The following is a 19,898-nucleotide window of genomic DNA, read 5'->3' on the forward strand; positions in this document are numbered from 1 at the left end:
GACGCATCCCCGCCGCGACCGGTTCCATTGCCGGCGAACCCAACTCCCCGGACTCTTCATGCGCGCCGCGGGATGCATACGGGATCTCGGCGTCCTTCGCGCCGGTTGTCGAGGCTCAGGCCAGCGCCGACATCGACAGCCAGACGGGCCAGTCGATGGCCCAGTCGTAGATGTCGCCGTCCGCGGCCGAGAGATCGATGCGGGTGCCGGTGACCTCCACCGGGTCGCCGTACATCGCTGTGCCGAAGTACTCCTCGGCGTCCGACAGCGACAGGTTGATACACCCATTCGTCACGTTCGACGCGCCCTGGACACCGACGGTTGCGGGGTTGGCGTGGATGAATTCGCCGTTGTTGGATATGCGCACCGCCCACCGCTCGCGCACATTCTCGTAGTACGGCGGGTTCGACATGAGGAAGTCCTCGTGCTTCTCACTGACTACGTGAATGCCGCTGCGTGTGACATTGCGCGCCTCGTTGCCCTCGCCGTAGCTGACGGGGATGTCCATGATCGTCACGCCGTCGCGCACCACCTGCATGCGATGGCTGGGCGCGTTCGCCCTGACGATCTGACTGCGGCCGATCGAGAAGTCCAGGCTCACGTCACTCGCGCCATAGGCTCGGCCGCCGAAATCGACGCCGTACAGCCCGGCGTCGACGTGGACGGTCGTGCCCGGCGCCCAGTAGTTCTGTGGGCGCCAATGTGCACGGGCCCCACGATCGTCGGGCAACCATGCCCACGAACCCGGAGTCGGCGGCACGGTGGTGACGTGCAGCGCCCTCTCGACAGTGGCCTTGTCGGCGATCGGGCCGTCGAACTGCAGGATGAGCGGTGCCGCTACGCCCACAACCTGTCCGTCAGCGATGTTGGTTCGCACCGACGTCGTCGTATCCGGTTCGATTGTCGTGAACGTGCCAGCGAGCGGCACGTTCGTGCCGTCAGCGCCGACGGCGTTGCCCGACCACGTGTAGGTGGCCCCATAGCCGAGTGGTTCAGTGATCGCGAACGAATGTTTGTCGGGCATCAGCTCGCCCTGCACAGGCTTGCCCGCGGCATTGGTGAGCGCGACTGTCTCGAATGTCCCGTCGACCACCGTCATCCTGATCGGCTCAATCGGGCTGACGTTCTTCGCGCCGGCGGCCGGCGTCTGGACGACGTGCGGGGCCGGAACCTCCGGGGCGGATGCAATGTCTTCCAACCCGTTTGCCACGGTGCAACCCGCCAACAAAGCCGCGCCCAGCAGAACAGCAACTACCGCCGACAGCCGCGTTCTGATTGCCCGAATCCGCAGATCATGCACGGGTTCAACGGTACTCGCCGCGCAACAGTGGCTTTCATCACTCCGGTCGCGTCGCGATGCCGATCAGATGACGCAGCCCACCGTGACGGGTTCCGGTTCGAGCCGCACCCCGAACGCCGCCTCGACACCGTCGCGGACTTCACGGGCAAGGGCGACAAGATCGCCGGTACACGCGCTGCCCCGATTCGTCAACGCGAGAGTGTGCTTGGTGGACAGCCGAACCCGCGCATCCGCACGGGGATAGCCCTTGCCGAATCCGGCCCGCTCGATGAGCCAGCCTGCGGACAGCTTGGTGCCCGCCGCGCCGGGAAACTGCGGGATCCGTACGTCCGCACCGACCTTCGACGCGATCGCATCCAGAACCGTGGGCAGGTTCACATCGGATACCACCGGATTGGTGAAGAACGAGCCCGCACTCCACGTGTCGTGGTCGTCGGCGTCGAGGACCATGCCCTTGCCGCGGCGCAGTCCGAGTACCTTCTCGCGAACGTCGACAGTGGGGCGTCGCTCACCCTCCTCGGCACCGAGCGCAGACGCGAGTTCGCGGTACTGCAGCGCCGCGCTCGACCCGTCGGGGCGCACCGCCACCTCGACCGCCAACACGAGCGCATCGTCGCGGTGCTTGAGAACGCTGGTGCGGTATCCGAGCCCGAGCGCATCCGGCTCCACCCAGCGCACCTCACCGGTCACCCGGTCGAGCAGTTGCACGCGGCGCAGCAACGATCCCACCTCGACGCCGTAGGCCCCGACGTTCTGCACGGGCGTCGCACCCGCCGAACCTGGGATCCCGGAGAGACACTCGAGCCCACCGAGCCCGGCGGCGACGGTCTTGGCGACGACGTCGTCCCATACCGCGCCCGCCTGCGCCAGCACCGACTCCTCACCCAGCTCCACCCCGGCGTCGGCGACGCGGACCACGACACCGTCGAATCCGTCATCGGAGATCACCAGGTTGGAGCCGCCGCCGAGAATCAGCGTCGGCACCCTGGCGTCGTCGAGCACTCGGACGACGTCGACGAGGATCCTGCTGGACGGACATTCTGCGAGCAGCGCCGCCGGGCCGCCGAGCCGAAGGGTCGTCAGGGTCGACAGCGGCACCTGTTCGGACAACTGGGCACCGGCGTCGTCAAGCTGCCCCCGGATGAGTGGATCCAACACGTACAAACGGTAGCGTGCCGTCCATGGCACGACGCATCGAGCATTCCGCGCACTACCCCCGCCCCGTAGCCACGGTCCACGCGGCGCTCACCGACGAGCGCTACTGGCACGCCCGGCTGGCGAAGGTCGGCGGCCCCAGCGCGCAGCTGACGAGCATCGTCGCGGGCGACGGCAGAATCGATGTCACGATGGCCCAGGCCGTCCCGGCCGAGCATCTACCGCCGGTCGTCACCAAGATCCGTCCGGGTGACCTCATCATCAGCCGCGCCGAATCTTGGGGTGCGCTGCAGGGCGATCGCGCCGAAGGCACCTTCACCGCCGACGTCGACGGCACCCCCGGGCACGTCCGCGGGACCATGACTCTGACCCCGGATGGCGACGGGTCGCTGCTGGTCCTGGCAGGTGAGGTCGAGGTGAAGATCCCGCTGATCGGCAGCAAGATCGAGTCCGTGATCGCAGGTCAGGTGCTCGAACTCCTCGACGCCGAACAGGACTTCACCGAGCACTGGACGGATGCGGCCGAGTAGTCACTTTCTCCGACAGTGCGGACCGGAGCCGGTAATCTGCCGGTCATGGCCCGCCGCATCGACTACTCAGCACGGTTCACCCACCCTGCCGAGCGGGTGTATGCCGCGCTGACCGACCCGGACTACTGGGAGGCGCGGATGGAGGAGATGCGTAAGTACTCGGAGAACCGCGTCGAGACGCTCGACATTCACGACGGCGGAATCGACCTGGTGCTACACCACGTGCTGCCGCGCAAGGACCTGCCGGAGATCGCACAGACAGTCCTGAAGAAGGACCTGATCATCACGCGCAAGGAGCGGTACACCCCGTTCGGCGATCCCGTCACCGGCACCTACGAGGCGTCCATCCCGGCAGGCCCGGGCAGCCTCACGGGAACCATCGAACTCTTCGGCACCGAAACGGGCTGCACGCTGCGCACGACGTCGGAGGCGAAGGTGTACATCCCGTTCATCGGTGGCAGGCTCGAGCAGCTGATGCTGGTGAATCTGGTCGATCTGTTCCGCACGGAAGCCGAGGTCACGGCCACCTGGCTCGCTCGACAGTAGGGCGTGGACGGCACGGTCGTTCCCTGAGGCCGAACCGTTCGCCGAAATCTGTCGGCACCCCGACGTATGTTCGTACGCATGTTCGATGGAGCTGGTTTCGGGGTGAGAGAGATCGATGTCGTCGATCTCCCGGACATCCTCGCGGCGGGCGCGCGCGGCGAGAACATGCTGGCTGCGCAGAAGGTGCTCGCAGCCTCGATGCTGTCGAAGGCCCGCTTCGAGGCGGAGGTCGCGGCGAGTGGCGACTGCGACAAGGCGTGGCGGATCGCGGCCACCGAAGTTTCGGTCCGGCTCACCTGCTCGACCACGATCGCCGAGCGGTACATCGAGACCGGCGACATGCTCGACGAGTCGCTGCCCGAGCTGAAGACTGCATTCGTCGCCGGCGAGGTCGACTACCCCCGCGTGCGTGCGGTGGTCCGGGCGTTGACCGGGATCGCCGCGGGCACGATCGCGGCGGTCGAACCCGGAGCGGTGGCCTCGGCCCGCGAACTTCCGCCCGGCCGCCTCGAACGCGAGGTCGAGCGGCAGGTGCTCGAGCACGACGCAGACGCGGCGGCTCAGCAGCGCGAACGCATGCTCGGCGAACGAGACGCCTGCGTGAAGTCGGATCGCTACGGGCTTTCCTCGTTGCGAGCGACACTCACCGCCGCGGAGGGCCGTGAGGCCGACGCCTTGATCCGCGAGGTTGCGGCCACGGTGTGCCGACACGACGGTCGCGACGCGCGCACCCGGCGGGCAGACGCATTGATGGCGATCATGCACGGCGAATCCCGCCTGACGTGCGAATGCGAGCAGCCGGACTGCCCGATGCGATCTGTGGTCGACCTGCCTGCACGGCGCAAGCCGCTGGTACAACTGGTCTGCGATGTCGCGACGCTGCTCGGGCTGTCGAGCCGTCCGCCGGTGCTGGCCGGGCACGGTCCGATCGACCCCGATCTCGCGCGCGTCCTCGCCGAGGACGCCACGTGGCAGGCGATCCTCGTCGAGATGGGTTCGGCAGTAGACCGACTCGAAGGCGTCGGCACGGGCCCCGCCGAACCCGAGGCACCCGAAGCGAGCACGTCCGAACCGAACCTCGCCACCGACGTGCCCGTCTTCGGCCGCTGCCGCCGCGCCGGCACGGTTCCGGCGCGTATTACCGACTGCGGCGACCGCGTGCCCGCAGCGCGTTCGGCGGGCGAGACCATCGACCGACTGCGCGCCCGGCTCGGGCGCGAGCCGCAGCTGCGCGCCGGACGATTTCCCGACGGGCACGGCGGGCATGTCACTGCGCCACCGGGTGCGCTCATCTACTCCCCCAGCGCAGCGCTCGCGACGAGAGTGCGCGTGCGGGATGGTTCGTGCCGGTTCCCGGGGTGCAGCGTGCCCGCTGCCCGCTGCGAACTCGACCACATCGTGCCATTCGATCACGACCGCCCCGATGGTGGCGGCTGGACCATCGCATCGAATCTGCAGTGCCTGTGTAAGGCGCACCACCAGTGCAAGACGATGCAGATCTGGCATGCCTCGATGCTCGACGGCGGGGCAATGTGCTGGACCGATGCCCACGGCCTGACCGCGCTCAGCCTCCCTACCGGTTATCGCACGGTCCACGCCCACACAACCGAACCTGGCCCGCGCCCAGACCCGGAAACCAACCTCGGAGCGGCACAGGCGAAACCAGTCAACGCGCGCAGGATCGCGTGGGGCGGTTCGACTCCTACCCCGCACGAGATCGACGAACTGATCGACTCGCCCACATGGTGGGAGGCGCACATGCACCCCGACGACCGACCACCATCAGCCGCGCAGATCGCCGGAATCCTCGATCCCGAACTACGCAGACTCACAGCAGAACTCGCTGATCATCATGGTGAGCACCGCGCTATCGCGACACTTCGATCACGTCGAGGACGATCACACGTGGGCCGACCTTGATGCCGCCGCAGCTACCAGCACGAGCCGAGTGCGTGCTCGATGCGTTCGATGACCTGCTCGGGGTGTCCCGTGCATTCGGCGCGGAGCTGGCCAGGATCGATCCGCCCGATTGCGACTCCGTCACAGACCACTTCGTCGAGGAGATCCTGTGCGATACCCCCGGTCGCGAGATCCAGGGCCGTGCACAGCGGCGTCGTGAGGCCGAACGTGCCGGTCTGTTCGCAATCCCGGGCCCGAAGTTCGCGCCGGTGCAACGCGAGCCGCCGGGTCGGCGCGGGTGACGCGCCGGACGTCGTCAGATGCACAAAGCTGGGGTGCAAGTGACCGAGACCGTGCAGTTCGGCGGCACTCTGGTGGGACACCACTGCGGCGCCCTCGAACCACGCACACCATTTTGCGTATTCCTCTAGATCGCTCCGCGGAAATGAGGCAAGGCGGAACAGATCCCGTTCTATCCGCAACCAGGACCCCTCGGCCAGGCGGCCGCCGATATCCTCGGCAGTGCACCCGAGGCGCAGCGCCTGCCCGGTCGTGAAATACCCCGCTTGCCGGAGCGCAAGACGGCGCAGATCTTCACCCGCCTCCGGAGTGGGTTCGCGCCGCGGATCTGTCCAGCCCGCCATGTAGCCACCCTACTGCGACACTGTGGAACAGGTCACAGTTTTGATGATCATGGGTGTCCATACCGAGTCCTCATTCACAGAAACCGTTCAGAGTCTTCGGGAAGAATCCCTGTCATGTCGGCACCAGTGAACGCACCCCAGATGCCCACGCCTCCGAAGACCAAGCGGCGCAGGGCGGTCACGATCTCGCTCATCGTGGTCGCTGTGCTCATCGTCGGGCTCATCGGCGGCGAGCTGTTCCTGCGGCAGCGCGCGACCAGCTGCATGGAGTCACAGTTCCAGAGCCAGCTCGGCTCCGATGTGAACGTGAGCCTGAGCTGGAAGCCGGTCCTGCTGCAGATGACAGACAAGAACGTTCCGTACGTGAAGATCGACAGCTCCGGCTCGTCGTTCGGTCCCGCGCAGGGCATGGAGGTTCACGCCCGCGCCAATGACATCCGTATCACCGACTCTCCCGAGAGCAGCGGCACAATAGGCAGCTCGTCCGCCGATATCACGTGGGCGACCGCCGGCATCCTTGCGACCGTTCAATCTCAGCCGCTGGGCAACCTCATCAGCACGGTGACCACCGACCCGGCTGCGGGGACACTGACGTTCGCCGTCGGGCCGGCGGGACTGGCCGATCTGACGGTGCGCCCGACGGTGCAGAACGGCGAGGTGGTCGTCGAGACGGTGGGCGCCGCGATCCTGGGGCTCGGCCTACCGACCGCGCTCGTGGACGGGATCGTGCAATCCCTCACCGACAGCCTGCAGCAGTACCCGCTGGGGATGGCCCCGACATCGGTGACCGTCTCCGACAACGCCGTGAACCTGACCCTCGACGGCGGTCAGTACACGATGCCGCCGCAGGACCCGAGCGTGCAGAGCGGCTGCAGCATCCTCTAGCCGATGCCGCGGCCGCACGCATCCGGCTCGCACCACTGGCCGACGACTGCGTCGATCTCGTCGTACACAGCCGGTCCGGGAGCTGAGCCCGCGCCGCGGGAGAACCGCGGGGCGGGTGCCGGCTGCTCGATACCGTCTACGGTCACGAAGGATGTTCTCGCGGTGTTGTGCGGATGTTCCGGGGCCTCGCCGAACGCGAGGACCGGCGTCACGCAGGCATCGACGCCGTCGAACATCTCCGCCCACTCGTCCCGGGTCCGGGTAGCGAATCGGCCCGCGAAGACGGTTCGCAACTCCGCCCACCGGCCGCGGTCCCAACGATCCGGCAGGTCCTCCGGCGACAGTTGCAGCCCGGCCACGAGGGCCGCGTAGAACTGGTCTTCCAGGGCGCCGACAGCAACGAACCGGTCGTCGGCACAGCGGTAGGTCCCGTAGAACGGCGCCGATCCGTCGAGCATGTTGGTTCCCCGCCGATCGGACCACCGGCCCGCGGCCCGCCAGGACCACTGCAACTGTGCGAGGAGGCCGGCGCCATCGACCATCGCCGCGTCGATCACCTGCCCCAGACCGGTGCGATCACGCTCCCACAGCGCGGCCAGCACGCCCTGCACCAACAGCATCGACCCACCGCCGAAGTCCCCGACCAGGCTCAACGGCGGGACCGGGACGCCGTCGTGCGGGCCCATGGTCTCGAGCAACCCGGTCAGCGCCAGGTAGTTGATGTCGTGACCGGCCCTTGCCGCCCACGGACCCTGCTGGCCCCAGCCGGTCATCCGTCCGTACACCAGGCCGGGATTGGTGTCAGCGAACTCCTCCGGACCCAGCCCCAGCCGCTCCATGACCGACGGCCGGAAGCCCTCGAGCAGGACGTCCGCCACCTCGACGAGCCGGCGCACCTGGGCCAGGTCATCGACGTCCTTCAGATCGGCCAGAACGATCCGCTTCCCGCGCTGCATCGCGCGGTCCGCATCCCGGACACCGTCGTCCGGCGTCGTGGCACTGCGCCGTTGCACTCGGACCACGTGCGCGCCCATGTCTGCGAGCATCATCGCCGCATGCGGAACCGGACCGATGCCGGCCATCTCGACCACCCGCAGGCCCGTCAATGGACCCGCCATCAGACCTGCACCCCGTCACCGCGCCGCCGAGACTGCAAGATCCCGTCCAGCGCGAACCCCACGTAGTTCTCGATCAGGTCGTCCATGTCCTGATCGGCCCGAAGCCACCAGCTGATGCCATTCATCATGTCCAGCAAGGCGATCGCCGCGAGGCCGGGATTGCCGACCGCGAACTCACCCGAACGCACGCCCGCAGCGATCACATCGCGGATCCGGCGCTGGTAGTACTTCCGGATGTCGGTGACGACGGCCAGATGCTCCGGCGTCAACGCGGTGAGCTCACGCAGACTGACCAGGTGTTCCACCCGCTTCTCGGTCAGGGTGCAGATGTGCGCCCTGATCAATCCGGTGAGCCGCTGGGTCGGCGTGCCCGCTGCATCCAGCAACGGCATGTGCTGGTCCACCAGGTCCCGGGTCATCCCGAGTGCGATCGCGTACATGATCTCTTCTTTGGAAGAGAAGTGGTTGTACAGGCTCGCGCCCTTGATTCCGACGGCGGTCGCGATCTCCCGCATACCGACGGTGTGATAGCCCTGTTCGGCGAAGCACCGCGCGGCGGCGGACAGGATTTCGCTGCGCCGGCCGCCCGTTGCGGCGCGGACGGACTTCGCCTCCTCGATCGAGGCGACGGCGTCGTCGTTCATGACCGCACACCGCCGTGCACTCGGCGGAGTTCCCGCTTGAGCAGCTTGCCCTGGGGGTCCACGGGAAGCTCCTCGACTATGTTGATCGCCTTGGGCACCTTGTAGTTGGCGAGCTGATCTCGGCAATACACTCGCAACTCCTCCTCACTCGTCGAGGAATCAGGCTTCACCATGACGAATCCGGTGACAACCTCGGACCAGTACTCGTCCGGCAGACCCACCACCGCAGCCCGCACCACGTCGGGGTGGCTCTGCAGCGCCCGCTCTACCTCCTGCGAGGACACGTTGAGACCGCCGGTCTTGATCATGTCCTTGCTCCGGTCCAGGAAGAACAGGTTGCCTGCCTCGTCCTGCCGGACGATGTCGCCGGTGTGCACCCAGCCGTCGCGCAGCGTTGCTGCAGTGCGTTCCGGATCCTTGAAATAGCCGGACATCACCGACGGTGAACGACAGATCAGCTCACCCGATTCGGCATCGTTCCCCTCGGCGTCGACGACCCGGATCTCCAGGTGCGACACGGGCTTACCGATCCACGTGGGATCCTGGTCCGGAATGTCCTCGAGCGTGCGGAACCAGCCGACGGCGCCGAGCTGCGAGAGCTCCGACTGCCCCCAGTACGTCCCCCACACGACCGACGGTGCCGCCGCCGACCACGCCGCGATCGCGTGCGGCGACACCTGCCCGCCGTAGGTCATACACCGCTGCACGGTGCCGACCGTCTCCGCGGCGAAGAGCGGATGGTTCGACAGGCTGATGTAGAAAGTCGGAGTCTGGGCGATGACGGTGATGCCCTCGTCCCGGATCATCTCCAACGACCGACCCGCCTCCGTCGAGGCAGGCAGCACCAGGGTCGCGCCCATCATCGTCAGGGTGGTCATGGAACCGATTCCGGCGATCGTGTGGAACGGCATGACGTACAGCCAGACGTCGTCGGGCTGGGTGCGCAGGCCCCAACTCCACGCCGGTGCGGTCGAGATCAGGTAGTTGCGGTGCGTGATCATCACGCCCTTCGGGGCCGCCTCGGTGCCGCTCGTGTAGACGATCATCGCCAGATCGTGTTCGTCCACGTCGCAGTCGGGCTCCGTGCTACCGGAATCGGCGAGCGCGGCCTCGAACGATATCCAGTCCTCGCTCGATTCGCCGCCGATCACCAGGTAGGAGGAGGACAACCAGCGGGAGCGCGTCGCGTCGACCACTGCGGTGAATTCGGCGCCGGCCACCACGACGGCGGGTTCCAGATGCGCGAGCTGGTCGCCCACCTCACGGGCGCCGAACAGCACGTTGATACCGGAGAACGCTGCGCCCACCTTGAGCGCCCCGTAGTAGGCGATGACCGTCTCGATACCGTTCCGCGCCATCACGGCGATCCGGTCGCCTCGGCGCACCCCACGATCGAGCAGGGCGTGTGCGAACCTAGCTGCTCGCTCGTCGAGGTCTCGGTAGGTACACACGTCGCGGGTTCCATCGGCCGAGTAGCTGATGAACGCCGGCTTGTCCCCGATCGTGCGCGCATGCCTGCGGAGCTGGTCGCCGAGGGTCGCGCGGCCGAGAGGACTGGTGTGGATGGAGGACTGCGGGTGCATGACGCCTTCCAGGGTGGTGGTCATCCGAACAGGGGGGTGTCGAAGTTGTCGAGGGACACGCTGTCCTCGACGGGGCTGCGGCTCAGCTTCGTCGGGAATCCCTTGGCCGGGTAGCCGACGGCGACGTGCGCGGCGGTGATGAAGCCGTCCGGGATCCCGAGTAATTCCTTGACCTTGATCTCGTCGTGGCACAGCAGGGTCGTCACGGCGCTGCCCACGCCCTGATCGCGCAGGGCCAGGCACAGGTTCTGGACGGTGGGATAGATCGAAGCACCACCGACGACGCTGAGCCGGTCCAACTCGGCGTCGGTGGGGTGCAGTCCCTCGAGGTCGGCACACACCACGATCAGCACGGGAACCTCGGCGAGGTGGTGCGCGAAGTCGTTGGCGCTCTCCACCGTCTTCGGCACGGCACCGACCGAGCGAACGCCGTCGAGAACTGCCTGATAGTAGCCCTCCCAGTGCGGGAGGTAGAGCGCGGCGAGTTGCCGGCGGACCTCCGGATCACGAACCACGATCCAGCGAACCGGCTGCCGGTTGCCACCCTGGGGACCGAATCGGGCGGCATCGAAGGCCCGGTGCAGCACCTCGTCCGGCACGGGCTCATCGGAGTAATACCGGCAGGTACCGGTGGTGCGCATGGCCTCGACGAGTTCCATCGGTGACTCCTTCTCGGGACGGCTGCTGGGCCGGTGACTTCGGATCGGACCTTCATTTAACTTACAGCAGTTAGCGTGATATGAAGCACATCATGTCTACAGCCCTACGGTAAGTCAAGGTATTGACGAATCTTCTTTCGGGCTTGTATACCCTTTACTAACGAACGTTAGTTTCTCGAGGAAGTGGTACCCGCCATGATCAGAGCCAGCGCCGCTCCCGCTCTCGACACTGCCCGCTTGACGACCGCCGTTCGCGGCGGCAATGTCCCGACCCTGCTCGCGGTGACCTACCAGCTCACCGGTGATCGGCGGTGGCTCGACGAGCGGTACCGGCCCACCCGCAGCCGCGGTATGGACGACAACCAGAGCGGCGGACTGAGCCCCGAGGTCCAGGACGAGATCCGCGCCGGTTTCGTCGAAGCCGTCACGGACTGGGCCGCCGGGCGCGCGCCCGCGCACGCACTCCTCGAGGGCGAAGAGTTGATGTCGTTGATGGACTTCGTGATGGGCGAGCCGGTTCCGCACGAGTTCGGTCCCATGATGGGCGAGATCATGGGCTTCACAGCCGACGAACCGGCTCGACCCGCACCCGCGTCAGGCATGCATCTGAACGCGCTGGTGATCGGGGCCGGTGCCGCGGGGATGCTCGCATCGCACCGACTCGCCGAGGCCGGTGTCGAGCACCTGGTTCTCGAGAAGAACACCCAAGTGGGCGGATCGTGGTGGGAGAACACCTATCCCGGGGCCGGCGTGGACACCCCCAGCTACCTGTACTCCTACTCGTTCTTCCAGCGCGACTGGTCCACCCACTTCGGCAAACGTGACGAGGTCCAGGAGTACCTCGAAGACTTCGCCCGCGCCTTCGACATCGACCAACGCATCCGGTTCGGGACAGAGGTCACCTCCGCCACCTACGACAGCGCCCACCAGCTCTGGACGGTGCGCGCCACCGGCACCGACGGCGAGGAATCGGTGTTCACGGCCAACATCCTGATCAGCGCAGTCGGACTGCTGAACCGACCCAAGATCCCCCCGCTGCCCGGCCTGGACCGGTTCTCCGGAACGCTTTTCCACTCCGCGCAGTGGCCCGACGACATCGACCTGGCCGGCAAACGGGTCGCACTCGTCGGGGCCGGCGCCAGCGCCATGCAGATCGGACCGGCCATCGCCGACAACGTCGCATCGCTGACAGTCTTCCAACGGTCACCGCAGTGGATCGCCCCCAACGACGTCTACTTCGAACCCGTCGGCAACGACATCCACTGGCTGATCGACAACGTGCCGCTCTACTACTCCTGGTACCGCGCACGCCTGTCCTGGATCTTCAACGACAAGGTCCACCCCACGCTGCAGGTGGACCCTGAGTGGACGGAACCGGAGCTGTCGATCAATCGCACGAACCACGGTCACCGCGAGTTCTACACACGTTATCTGACATCACAGCTCGACGGTCGACCCGACCTGATCGCGAAGTGCCTCCCCGACTACCCGCCCTTCGGTAAGCGCATGCTGCTCGACAACGGCTGGTACGCGATGTTGCAGAAGGACAATGTCGATCTCGTCACCCACGCGGTCACCCAGATCACCGAGGACGGGTTGACGGACGACACCGGCCGGCAGCACCGATTCGACGTCATCATTCTGGCCACCGGATTCCACACCGACCGGTTGCTGTACCCGATGGATGTCGTCGGCCGCTCCGGGCGGACCACCCGGGAGGTGTGGGGCGAGCACGACGCGCGCGCATACCTCGGTATCACGGTGCCCGACTTCCCGAACCTGTTCATCATGACCGGACCGAACACCGCCCTCGGTCACGGCGGCAGCTTCATCACGATGCTGGAATGCCAGATCCGATACATCATGGATGTCATCACGCAGATGGCCGACGGTGACCTCGGTGCCGTCGAATGCCGCAGCGATGTGTGCGAGCGCTACGTCGAGTCCGTCGACGATGCGCACTCGAAGATGGTGTGGACGCATCCGGGCATGAACAACTGGTACCGGAACGAGGACGGTCGCGTCGTCGCCGTCCTGCCGTGGCGAATCATCGACTACTGGAACATGACCCGGACAGCCGACCTCGGCGATTACCTCACCGAGGAGGCGGTCCCGAAGGCCGAATGATCCGGCCGGGTTCACTCAGGACTGGTCCGGCAGCCCGTCCAGCACGGCGCGGGTGCCGGACAGTCCGAGCCGGGTGGCGCCGGCATGGATCATCGCCAGCGCCGCCTCGGCGGTCCGGATGCCACCGCTGGCCTTGACACCGAGGCGGCCGCCGACGGTCTGCGCCATCAACCGCACCGCATCGACGCTCGCGCCGCCCGCTGGATGGAATCCGGTGGATGTCTTGACGAAGTTCGCGCCGGCGAGTTCCGCGACCCGGCAGGTCTCTACGATCGCGTCGTCGGTGAGGGCGGCCGATTCGATGATCACCTTGAGCACGGGTCCCGCCCCGATGGCTTCCCGGACGGTGAGGATGTCGGCGAGCACCGCGTTGTACTCGCCGACGACGGCGGCGCCGATGTCGATCACCATGTCGACCTCCGCGGCACCCTGGTCGACCGCAAGGCGCGCCTCGGCACCCTTGACGAGCGAATGATGCTTGCCCGAGGGGAATCCCACGACCGTTGCGAGTACCAGGTCCCCCATCTCGACCGATCGCAGCGGCAGCATCGACGGCGACACGCACACCGCGAGGACGCCCAGTTCACGAGCCTCGGCGACGAGAGCACGCACGTCGGCATCCGATGTCTCCGGTTTGAGCAGGGTGTGATCGACCATCGCGGCGACACGGGTTCGGTTCAGGGTGGTCTCGACGGCGTCCGACATGCCTCGAAGCTTGGCACAGCTCGCTAGCATCGGGGCGTATGAGCTCCGATGACGCCCAGGGGATCGCCGCCACATTCGACGCAGCCGCCGCGGACTTCGACCGGGTCGCCGCCGACGTGTGGAATCCCACAGGGCAGGCCCTCGCGTTCCAGGCGGGCCTGCGGCCGGGTGACGCCGTGCTCGACGTCGGCAGTGGCACGGGCTCGTCGGCGCTGCCTGCGGCAGCGGCTGTCGGACCGAACGGGCTGGTCCACGCGATCGACCTGTCCGACGAGATGCTCGAACGCGGCCGGGTGAAGGCGTCGGACCGGGCGCTGTTGAACATCGAGTTCGTGTGCGCCGACGCCACCACATGGGAGCCACCGAGCACCGTCCCGGAGGCCGGCTACGACGCCCTGCTCAGTTCGTACGCGGTGTTCTTCCTGCCCGAGATGGATCAGGCATTCGCCCGGCTGTGCCGTCTGGTACGGCCCGGGGGCGTCGTCGGCGTCACGGCATGGCGCGACACCGCGCTGCGGGAGTACGCGACAACGTTCCTCGACGCACTCGAGCCGCACCTTCCGCAGCCACTTCCCGACCGCGCCACCGAGATGACACCCGCACAGCGGCTGGACGCCCCGGACAAGCTCGGCGCGTGGCTCGCCGACGCGGGTACCGAGGCGGTGGAGGTACGCACCCTGTCGAACCTGATCCCCGCCACCGAGGAGTTCTGCTGGAACTTCGTGCTGGGCAGCGGGCTGCGTGCGACCCTGACAGGGCTGTCCGCGGAGGTCGTCGAGCGGGTTCGAGGGGACTTCGTGGGGCTGATCACCGACCGCGGCCTGCACACCGTGGACGCCACGACGCTGGTCGGTACGGCAAAGGTCATCGCGTTTCCGTGACCTGAGAGACTGGGCGCATGAGTTCAGCTGCTTCGACCGACGACCGTCGTTACGTCCTGTCTCTGGGTTGCCCCGACCGCACCGGCATCGTGGCCCGCATCTCTGCGTTCCTCGCCGAGATCGGCGGCTGGATCGTCGAGGCCGCGTACCACGCCGACGCCGACACCGGCTGGTTCTTCACCCGGCAGGCGGTCCGGGCGTCGTCGATCAGCCTGAGCCTCGAGGAGATGCGCGAGAAGTTCGCGGCCGTCGCCGAGGAACTCGGCCCCGAGACCGAGTGGACGCTCACCGACACCGGCGAGCGCAAGCGCGTCGTGCTGCTGGTCAGCAAGGAGGGCCACTGCCTGCACGATCTCCTCGGCCGGGTCGCCGCCGGCGAGCTACCGTGCGAGATCGCCGCCGTGATCGGTAACCACCCGGACCTCGAGCGGGTCACGGAGCGACATGGCGTCGACTTCCACTACGTATCGTTCCCGAAGGACCCAGCCGAGCGTGGCCCCGCGTTCGAGCAGGTACGCAAGCTCGTCGACGCACACGACCCGCATGCGGTGGTGCTGGCCCGCTTCATGCAGGTGCTCCCCGCCGAGCTGTGCGACCACTGGGCCGGACGTGCGATCAACATCCACCACAGCTTCCTGCCGTCGTTCGTGGGCGCCCGCCCGTACCACCAGGCTTTCACGCGCGGCGTGAAGCTGATCGGCGCCACCTGCCACTACGTCACGGCCGAGCTGGACGCGGGCCCGATCATCGAGCAGGACGTCATCCGCGTCGACCACACCGATGAGGTGGCCGACATGGTGCGCCAGGGCCGCGACATCGAGAAGCTGGTGCTCGCGCGCGGACTGCGGTGGCACCTGGAGGACCGCGTTCAGGTGCACGGCCGCAAGACCGTCGTCTTCAGCTGAAAGCTGACCGCTACGCCAGACCGCGCAGGCGCTCGACCTCGGCGTTGAACTCGTCGATCGCCTCGACCGAAGTCATGTGACCGACACCCTTCAGCACGATCAAACGCTCGAGGTGCTCGGCGTCGTCGAGCGCCTGCGCCAGCCGGCGGGCATGCGACGGCGGGGTGAGCCGGTCGGCGGTACCCACCATCACGGTGGTCGGCACGTCCAGGTTCTTCAGGCCGTCCTTGATGTCCAGGGTGCTGATGGCGGCGCCCCAACCGCCGCGGGTACGCGGATGGCACTCCGAGACGATGCGTTCGCAGAACTCGACCTCGGCAGGGGTCGCCCCCGGGGCCATCGCGACGTACTTGATAGCGCGGGCGGTGAGCGGGGAGGTGGGCATCGGCATGACCGAACCCAGCACGGCCCGACCCACCGGAACCGGCACACGCGGGAAGCCTTGCGGCAGCGGGATCACCGTGGTCTCGGCGATCAGGCTGTCGGTGCCGGTGCTCGCCAACAGCACTGAACTCGCATACTGCTGCACCTGTTCGGGGTAGCGGCCGGCCCACGCCACGATGCTCATGCCGCCCATGCTGTGGCCGACGATCTCGGCCTTGCGGCCGTCGCGGACCGTCGCAGCGAGAACCGCGGCCAGGTCGTCGGCCAGTACGTCGGGGCTGAGCGGGGCATTACCGATACCACTGCGCCCGTGACCGCGCTGGTCGTAGGTGATGACCCGATACTTCCCAGCGAGCGCGTTGACCTGCGGGTTCCAGAAGTCGGCCGAACATGTCCAGCCATGGCTGAGCACGATCGGATCGGCATCGGGAGAACCGTAGGCCCGCACGTGCAGTTCGGCGCCGTCGGCAGTGGTGACGGGGATGATCTCCGGCTCGAGGTCTGGGGTGTCGAACAGCGACGCCTCGGCCTCGGAACCTGCTGTTGCGGCAACCCTTCGCGCCCGCAATGCGACGACGGCGCCGCCTGCCACTGCGCCCAACCCTGCGGCGCCGATCAGGAGCCACAGCGCCTTGTGCCGGTTCCGTGCGGTCACTCTTCCGCCCCTTTGCTCCGCTGGCTGCGGTACTCGTTCATGGCCCCGGCCGATCAGCCAGGAGCTACCAGCGCGGTCCGCGCTGGACATCGTCCACACGCGGACGCACGTCGACGAGGTACACACAGATCGCGACCACGGCGATCAGTCCAAGCAGGTGCACCGGACCGAACAAGAACACTACGAACAGGGCAGCGACGAGAATGCCGAGCCAGATCGGCTTGGTCAGCTTGTCGACGGCCGTGAAGGCATCCTTTCGCTGGCGCACCGCATGGAAGATCGCGAAGGCTGCCGCGGCAAGTGCCAGCAGCTGCAGCGCGAACATGATCAGACCAGTGATCCCTTGAACGTTGAACACGTAACCATCCTACGAATCGAGGGCGCCGACGCGAAGATCCCCACGCAGTCGGGAGCGTGGGGATCCTCGCGCGATGGTCACCGAATCAGTGGGTGGTCTTCTTGGCCGGAGCCTTCTTGGCGGCCGGAGCCTTCTTCGCGGCAGCAGCCGGGGTCGCCTTGGCAGCGGGCGCCTTGGCCGGTGCGGCCTTCTTGGCGGGAGCATGGGCGGCCGGCTTCGCGGCGGGAGCCGGCTTCTCGGCGGGCTTCGGCGCCGCGGCCTCGGCCGCGGCCTCGACGCGCTCGGCAGCGGCGGCGGAGGTGGACTCCGCACGCGCACCAGCTCCGACGACGCGGTTCGCAACGGAGTCGCCGGTCTCGGACAGCACCACCGCGGCCTCGTCGGCGACGTCGCTGATGCGTCCGGCAGCACGGCCCGCGAGCTTGGCGGCCTGCTCGCCGAGTTCACGCGTCTGACGCGCCACGGTGCCGAGGGCTTCCTCGGTGAGCTCGACGGCGTCACCGAACACCGCCTCGGCGCGCTCGATCTGCTCCTCGACGGCCGGCTGCTTACGGATACGGTCGACGGCTTCCTCGCCACGCTCCGCGAGCGCGACATAGAGGTCGGAAGCCACCTTGAGATAGGCCTCGGCCACCTTACGGAGCTCGTCCGCGGTGAAGCGCTCACGCAGCTCGGCAAGCTCCTCGGGCAGCTCGGACGGCAGCGCCGCGAGACGCTCGCGCAGCTGCTCGACGCCCTCGGACACCTCGGCGGGCAGGTTGGCCCAGCGCTCGCGCGCCTCCTCGATGCGGCCGGACACATCGGTGTTGGTGTCCTCGGCGCGCGAACGCATCTGCGCCACGACGTCGGCGACGGCCTGGACCACCAGGTCACCGGTACCGACGGCAGCATAGAACGGGGTCTTCACGTTTTCGATGATCTTCGGATCAGTCATTCTCGGATCTCCTGTCGAGTGGATCTGCGATCTCGTGCTCTGGTTCGTCCGAGGGGTCGGCCTGATCGGCGGCGGATTCGGACTGTTTCGGGTCGTTCTCGCGACGGAACGACTCGTAGATCTCGAGAAGCACCTGCTTCTGCCGTTCGGTGATGGCACCGTCGGCCAGCAGCGCGTCCCGGACTGGACCGTGCGGGCGTTGCTCGAGGAACCCCGCCTGCATGTACAGGACCTCCGAGGAGACCCGCAGGCCCTTCGCGATCTGAGCGAGGACATCGGCGGACGGCTTGCGCAGCCCGCGTTCGATCTGGCTCAGGTAGGGATTGCTGACGCCCGCGAGCTGGGCGAGCTGACGCAGTGACACCTGCGCCGCCTCCCGTTGCGAGCGGATGAAGCCGCCGATGTCCTGAGCGGCATTGCTCACCGCTCGTGCAGCACCGCTCATGTCGTCGGGCTCATCGACCATCAGTACTCCCTGTTCTGTTCGCAATTCCCACGGTAGAACAGGGCGCTAACAATTGCAAGCACTTTGTTAGCACCCGGAATCCCGAGTCGAAGAAACCGCCTCTGATCAGGCGAAGAGAAGCTGCGAGACGGTGTAGATGAGCAGGCCCGCGAGGGATCCGACGACGGTGCCGTTGATGCGGATGAACTGCAGATCCCGGCCCACCTGAAGCTCGATCTTGCGGCTCGCCTCCTCGGCGTCCCAGCGCTCTACGGTCTCGGTGATGACCGCGGTGATCTCGTCGGTGTAGTTCTCCGCGATGTAGCGAGTACCCGAGAGAAGCCAGCCGTCGACCTTGGCCCGCAGGTCCGCGTCGTCACGCAGCCGCTCGCCGAGACCGGCTACGTTCTCGGCGACCTTGCGGCGCAGCGTGCTGTCCGGATCGTCGACCGACTCCATGATCAGCCGTTTGGCCACCCGCCATGTCGCGGCAGCGAGGCCGGTGATCTCCTCGCGGCCCATGATCTCGGCCTTGATCGACTCGGCCTTGGCGATCGTGGCGGGGTCGTTCTGCAGGTCGTCGGCGAAGTCGATCAGGAAGCGGTTGGCGGCGAGCCGCACCTCGTGCTCCGGATTGGAGCGCACCTTCCACGTGAACTCGACGAGCTCGCGGTGGATCTTGTCGCCGAGCATGGCGTCGACGAACTTCGGCGACCACGAGGGCGAATCGCGGCTGATGATCCGGTCGATCGTCTCCTGACTGTTCAGCGCCCACTGATGTGCGCGCTCGGCCAGCAGATCCAGCAGCGGCATCTGCCGGTTCTCACGCAGCAGTTCGGCGAGCACCTTGCCGATCGGCGGGCCCCAGTCGGGTTCGGCGATACGGCGCACGATGGTGTTGTCGATGATCGCGGTGACATCCTCGTCCCGGAGCACCTCGACGACCCCTCGCAGCAGTGTCGCGGTCTCGGCGGCGACCCGATGGGCGTGCACGGGCTCGGCCATCCAGGTGCCCAAGCGCAGCGGGATCTGCGCGGCCTCGACCTTCGCCGACACCACCTCGGGTGCCAGGAAGTTGTCGCCGACGAAGTGACTCAGGCTCTCGCCCAGCTGATCCTTCTTGCGTTTGATGATCGCGGTGTGCGGGATCTTCAACCCCAGCGGATGACGGAACAGCGCGGTCACCGCGAACCAGTCGGCCAGCGCGCCGACCATGCCCGCCTCCGACGCCGCACGCACATAACCGACCCAGGCGCCGGCGCCGCGGGCCTCCTGCCAGCGGCAGAACAGGTAGACGACGGTGGCGAAGACGAGGAAGCCGGTCGCGACCGCCTTCATTCTCCGCAAGTCACGCTTCTTGGCGGTGTCGTCGAACATGCCGACGAACGGCGAGGCGGTCGTCGGCGTCGGCGGGGATCTGTCCTCGGACCGACGGGGAGGCTGGGCGGACTGCAGTGGCTGCACAACCGACATTGTGCCGAAATCCGTGATCATGGGCCCGAGACAGCCGTCACGCCCCGTGAGGATGCCCACTAAACTGG

20 protein-coding genes are annotated in these 19,898 nt (G+C 67.2%); 7 read left to right on the forward strand and 13 right to left on the reverse strand.

Annotation, left to right across the window (positions count from 1 at the left end):
* Window positions 1-115: 115 nt before the first annotated feature.
* Both ERC79_RS07115 and ERC79_RS07120 read right to left on the reverse strand, forming a co-directional pair.
* A complete protein-coding gene (locus ERC79_RS07115; protein ID WP_131576919.1) occupies window positions 116-1,300 on the reverse strand; it encodes an Ig-like domain-containing protein in 1,185 nt (394 codons plus the stop codon).
* 63 nt (window positions 1,301-1,363) lie between these two features.
* On the reverse strand, window positions 1,364-2,410 hold the full coding sequence (locus tag ERC79_RS07120; protein WP_165497204.1) for a UDP-N-acetylmuramate dehydrogenase: 1,047 nt from the start codon (window positions 2,408-2,410) through the stop codon (window positions 1,364-1,366).
* Window positions 2,411-2,481: 71 nt separating this feature from the next.
* Between ERC79_RS07120 and ERC79_RS07125 the strand changes: the two genes are divergently transcribed.
* The 3 genes from ERC79_RS07125 (at window position 2,482) to ERC79_RS07135 (ending at window position 5,451) form a co-directional block, all read left to right on the forward strand.
* The gene (locus tag ERC79_RS07125) at window positions 2,482-2,985 is read left to right on the forward strand and encodes a DUF2505 domain-containing protein (protein WP_131576922.1); all 504 of its coding nucleotides are present in this window, start codon (window positions 2,482-2,484) and stop codon (window positions 2,983-2,985) included.
* Window positions 2,986-3,030: 45 nt separating this feature from the next.
* Window positions 3,031-3,531 carry a DUF2505 domain-containing protein gene (locus ERC79_RS07130; protein WP_131576924.1) on the forward strand — a complete coding sequence of 167 codons (501 nt, stop codon included), beginning with the start codon at window positions 3,031-3,033 and terminating at the stop codon, window positions 3,529-3,531.
* A 78-nt stretch (window positions 3,532-3,609) separates the two neighbouring features.
* Window positions 3,610-5,451, forward strand: a complete 1,842-nt coding sequence (locus tag ERC79_RS07135) for an HNH endonuclease signature motif containing protein (RefSeq protein WP_131576925.1) — start codon at window positions 3,610-3,612, stop codon at window positions 5,449-5,451.
* 11 nt (window positions 5,452-5,462) lie between these two features.
* Here ERC79_RS07135 and ERC79_RS07140 read toward each other — a convergent pair whose 3' ends face one another.
* Window positions 5,463-6,074, reverse strand: coding sequence for a type IV toxin-antitoxin system AbiEi family antitoxin domain-containing protein (locus tag ERC79_RS07140; RefSeq protein WP_131576927.1), 612 nt, complete (start codon window positions 6,072-6,074; stop codon window positions 5,463-5,465).
* Between the two features lie 141 nt (window positions 6,075-6,215).
* On the opposite strand from ERC79_RS07140, the gene ERC79_RS07145 reads away from it, so the two are divergent.
* Window positions 6,216-6,959 (forward strand): DUF2993 domain-containing protein, encoded by a 744-nt coding sequence (locus ERC79_RS07145; RefSeq protein ID WP_131580845.1) that lies wholly within the window; start codon window positions 6,216-6,218, stop codon window positions 6,957-6,959.
* On the opposite strand, the gene ERC79_RS07150 is transcribed toward ERC79_RS07145, so the two are convergent.
* The 4 genes from ERC79_RS07150 to ERC79_RS07165 are packed head-to-tail and all read right to left on the reverse strand — an operon-like array spanning window position 6,956 to window position 10,963.
* On the reverse strand, window positions 6,956-8,077 hold the full coding sequence (locus ERC79_RS07150; protein ID WP_131576928.1) for a CaiB/BaiF CoA-transferase family protein: 1,122 nt from the start codon (window positions 8,075-8,077) through the stop codon (window positions 6,956-6,958). The genes ERC79_RS07145 and ERC79_RS07150 overlap by 4 nt on opposite strands.
* The gene (locus ERC79_RS07155; protein ID WP_131576930.1) at window positions 8,077-8,721 is read right to left on the reverse strand and encodes a TetR/AcrR family transcriptional regulator; all 645 of its coding nucleotides are present in this window, start codon (window positions 8,719-8,721) and stop codon (window positions 8,077-8,079) included. Before ERC79_RS07155 ends, ERC79_RS07150 begins: the two co-directional genes overlap by 1 nt.
* Complete coding sequence (locus ERC79_RS07160) at window positions 8,718-10,328, reverse strand: class I adenylate-forming enzyme family protein (protein ID WP_131576931.1); 1,611 nt, start codon at window positions 10,326-10,328, stop codon at window positions 8,718-8,720. The genes ERC79_RS07155 and ERC79_RS07160 overlap by 4 nt, the downstream gene beginning before the upstream one ends.
* Window positions 10,325-10,963 carry a nitroreductase family protein gene (locus ERC79_RS07165; RefSeq protein ID WP_131576933.1) on the reverse strand — a complete coding sequence of 213 codons (639 nt, stop codon included), beginning with the start codon at window positions 10,961-10,963 and terminating at the stop codon, window positions 10,325-10,327. Before ERC79_RS07165 ends, ERC79_RS07160 begins: the two co-directional genes overlap by 4 nt.
* Before the next feature lie 195 nt (window positions 10,964-11,158).
* On the opposite strand from ERC79_RS07165, the gene ERC79_RS07170 reads away from it, so the two are divergent.
* Window positions 11,159-13,090 carry an NAD(P)/FAD-dependent oxidoreductase gene (locus ERC79_RS07170; RefSeq protein WP_131576934.1) on the forward strand — a complete coding sequence of 644 codons (1,932 nt, stop codon included), beginning with the start codon at window positions 11,159-11,161 and terminating at the stop codon, window positions 13,088-13,090.
* Between the two features lie 15 nt (window positions 13,091-13,105).
* On the opposite strand, the gene deoC is transcribed toward ERC79_RS07170, so the two are convergent.
* Window positions 13,106-13,795 (reverse strand): deoxyribose-phosphate aldolase, encoded by a 690-nt coding sequence (deoC, locus tag ERC79_RS07175; RefSeq protein ID WP_131576936.1) that lies wholly within the window; start codon window positions 13,793-13,795, stop codon window positions 13,106-13,108.
* Window positions 13,796-13,833: 38 nt separating this feature from the next.
* On the opposite strand from deoC, the gene ERC79_RS07180 reads away from it, so the two are divergent.
* Together ERC79_RS07180 and purU are read left to right on the forward strand one after the other, a co-directional pair.
* Complete coding sequence (locus tag ERC79_RS07180) at window positions 13,834-14,676, forward strand: class I SAM-dependent methyltransferase (RefSeq protein ID WP_131576937.1); 843 nt, start codon at window positions 13,834-13,836, stop codon at window positions 14,674-14,676.
* A gap of 17 nt (window positions 14,677-14,693) precedes the next feature.
* Window positions 14,694-15,581, forward strand: a complete 888-nt coding sequence (gene purU / locus ERC79_RS07185; RefSeq protein WP_131576939.1) for a formyltetrahydrofolate deformylase — start codon at window positions 14,694-14,696, stop codon at window positions 15,579-15,581.
* A gap of 10 nt (window positions 15,582-15,591) precedes the next feature.
* Here the strand turns inward: purU and ERC79_RS07190 are convergent, their stop codons facing one another.
* The 5 genes from ERC79_RS07190 to ERC79_RS07210 all read right to left on the reverse strand — a co-directional run bounded on the left by ERC79_RS07190 (window position 15,592) and on the right by ERC79_RS07210 (window position 19,734).
* The gene (locus ERC79_RS07190; RefSeq protein WP_131576940.1) at window positions 15,592-16,620 is read right to left on the reverse strand and encodes an alpha/beta hydrolase; all 1,029 of its coding nucleotides are present in this window, start codon (window positions 16,618-16,620) and stop codon (window positions 15,592-15,594) included.
* 64 nt (window positions 16,621-16,684) lie between these two features.
* Window positions 16,685-16,978: a DUF2516 family protein gene (locus ERC79_RS07195; protein WP_131576942.1), complete on the reverse strand. Its 294-nt coding sequence runs from the start codon at window positions 16,976-16,978 to the stop codon at window positions 16,685-16,687.
* Window positions 16,979-17,063: 85 nt separating this feature from the next.
* Window positions 17,064-17,912: a heparin-binding hemagglutinin gene (locus ERC79_RS07200; RefSeq protein WP_131576943.1), complete on the reverse strand. Its 849-nt coding sequence runs from the start codon at window positions 17,910-17,912 to the stop codon at window positions 17,064-17,066.
* A complete protein-coding gene (locus ERC79_RS07205) occupies window positions 17,905-18,378 on the reverse strand; it encodes a helix-turn-helix transcriptional regulator (RefSeq protein WP_131576945.1) in 474 nt (157 codons plus the stop codon). Before ERC79_RS07205 ends, ERC79_RS07200 begins: the two co-directional genes overlap by 8 nt.
* Window positions 18,379-18,483: 105 nt before the next feature.
* The gene (locus ERC79_RS07210) at window positions 18,484-19,734 is read right to left on the reverse strand and encodes a DUF445 domain-containing protein (RefSeq protein WP_242676855.1); all 1,251 of its coding nucleotides are present in this window, start codon (window positions 19,732-19,734) and stop codon (window positions 18,484-18,486) included.
* Window positions 19,735-19,898: the final 164 nt, after the last annotated feature.

Source organism: Rhodococcus sp. ABRD24 (genome assembly GCF_004328705.1).
Classification (GTDB): Bacteria; Actinomycetota; Actinomycetes; order Mycobacteriales; family Mycobacteriaceae; genus Prescottella.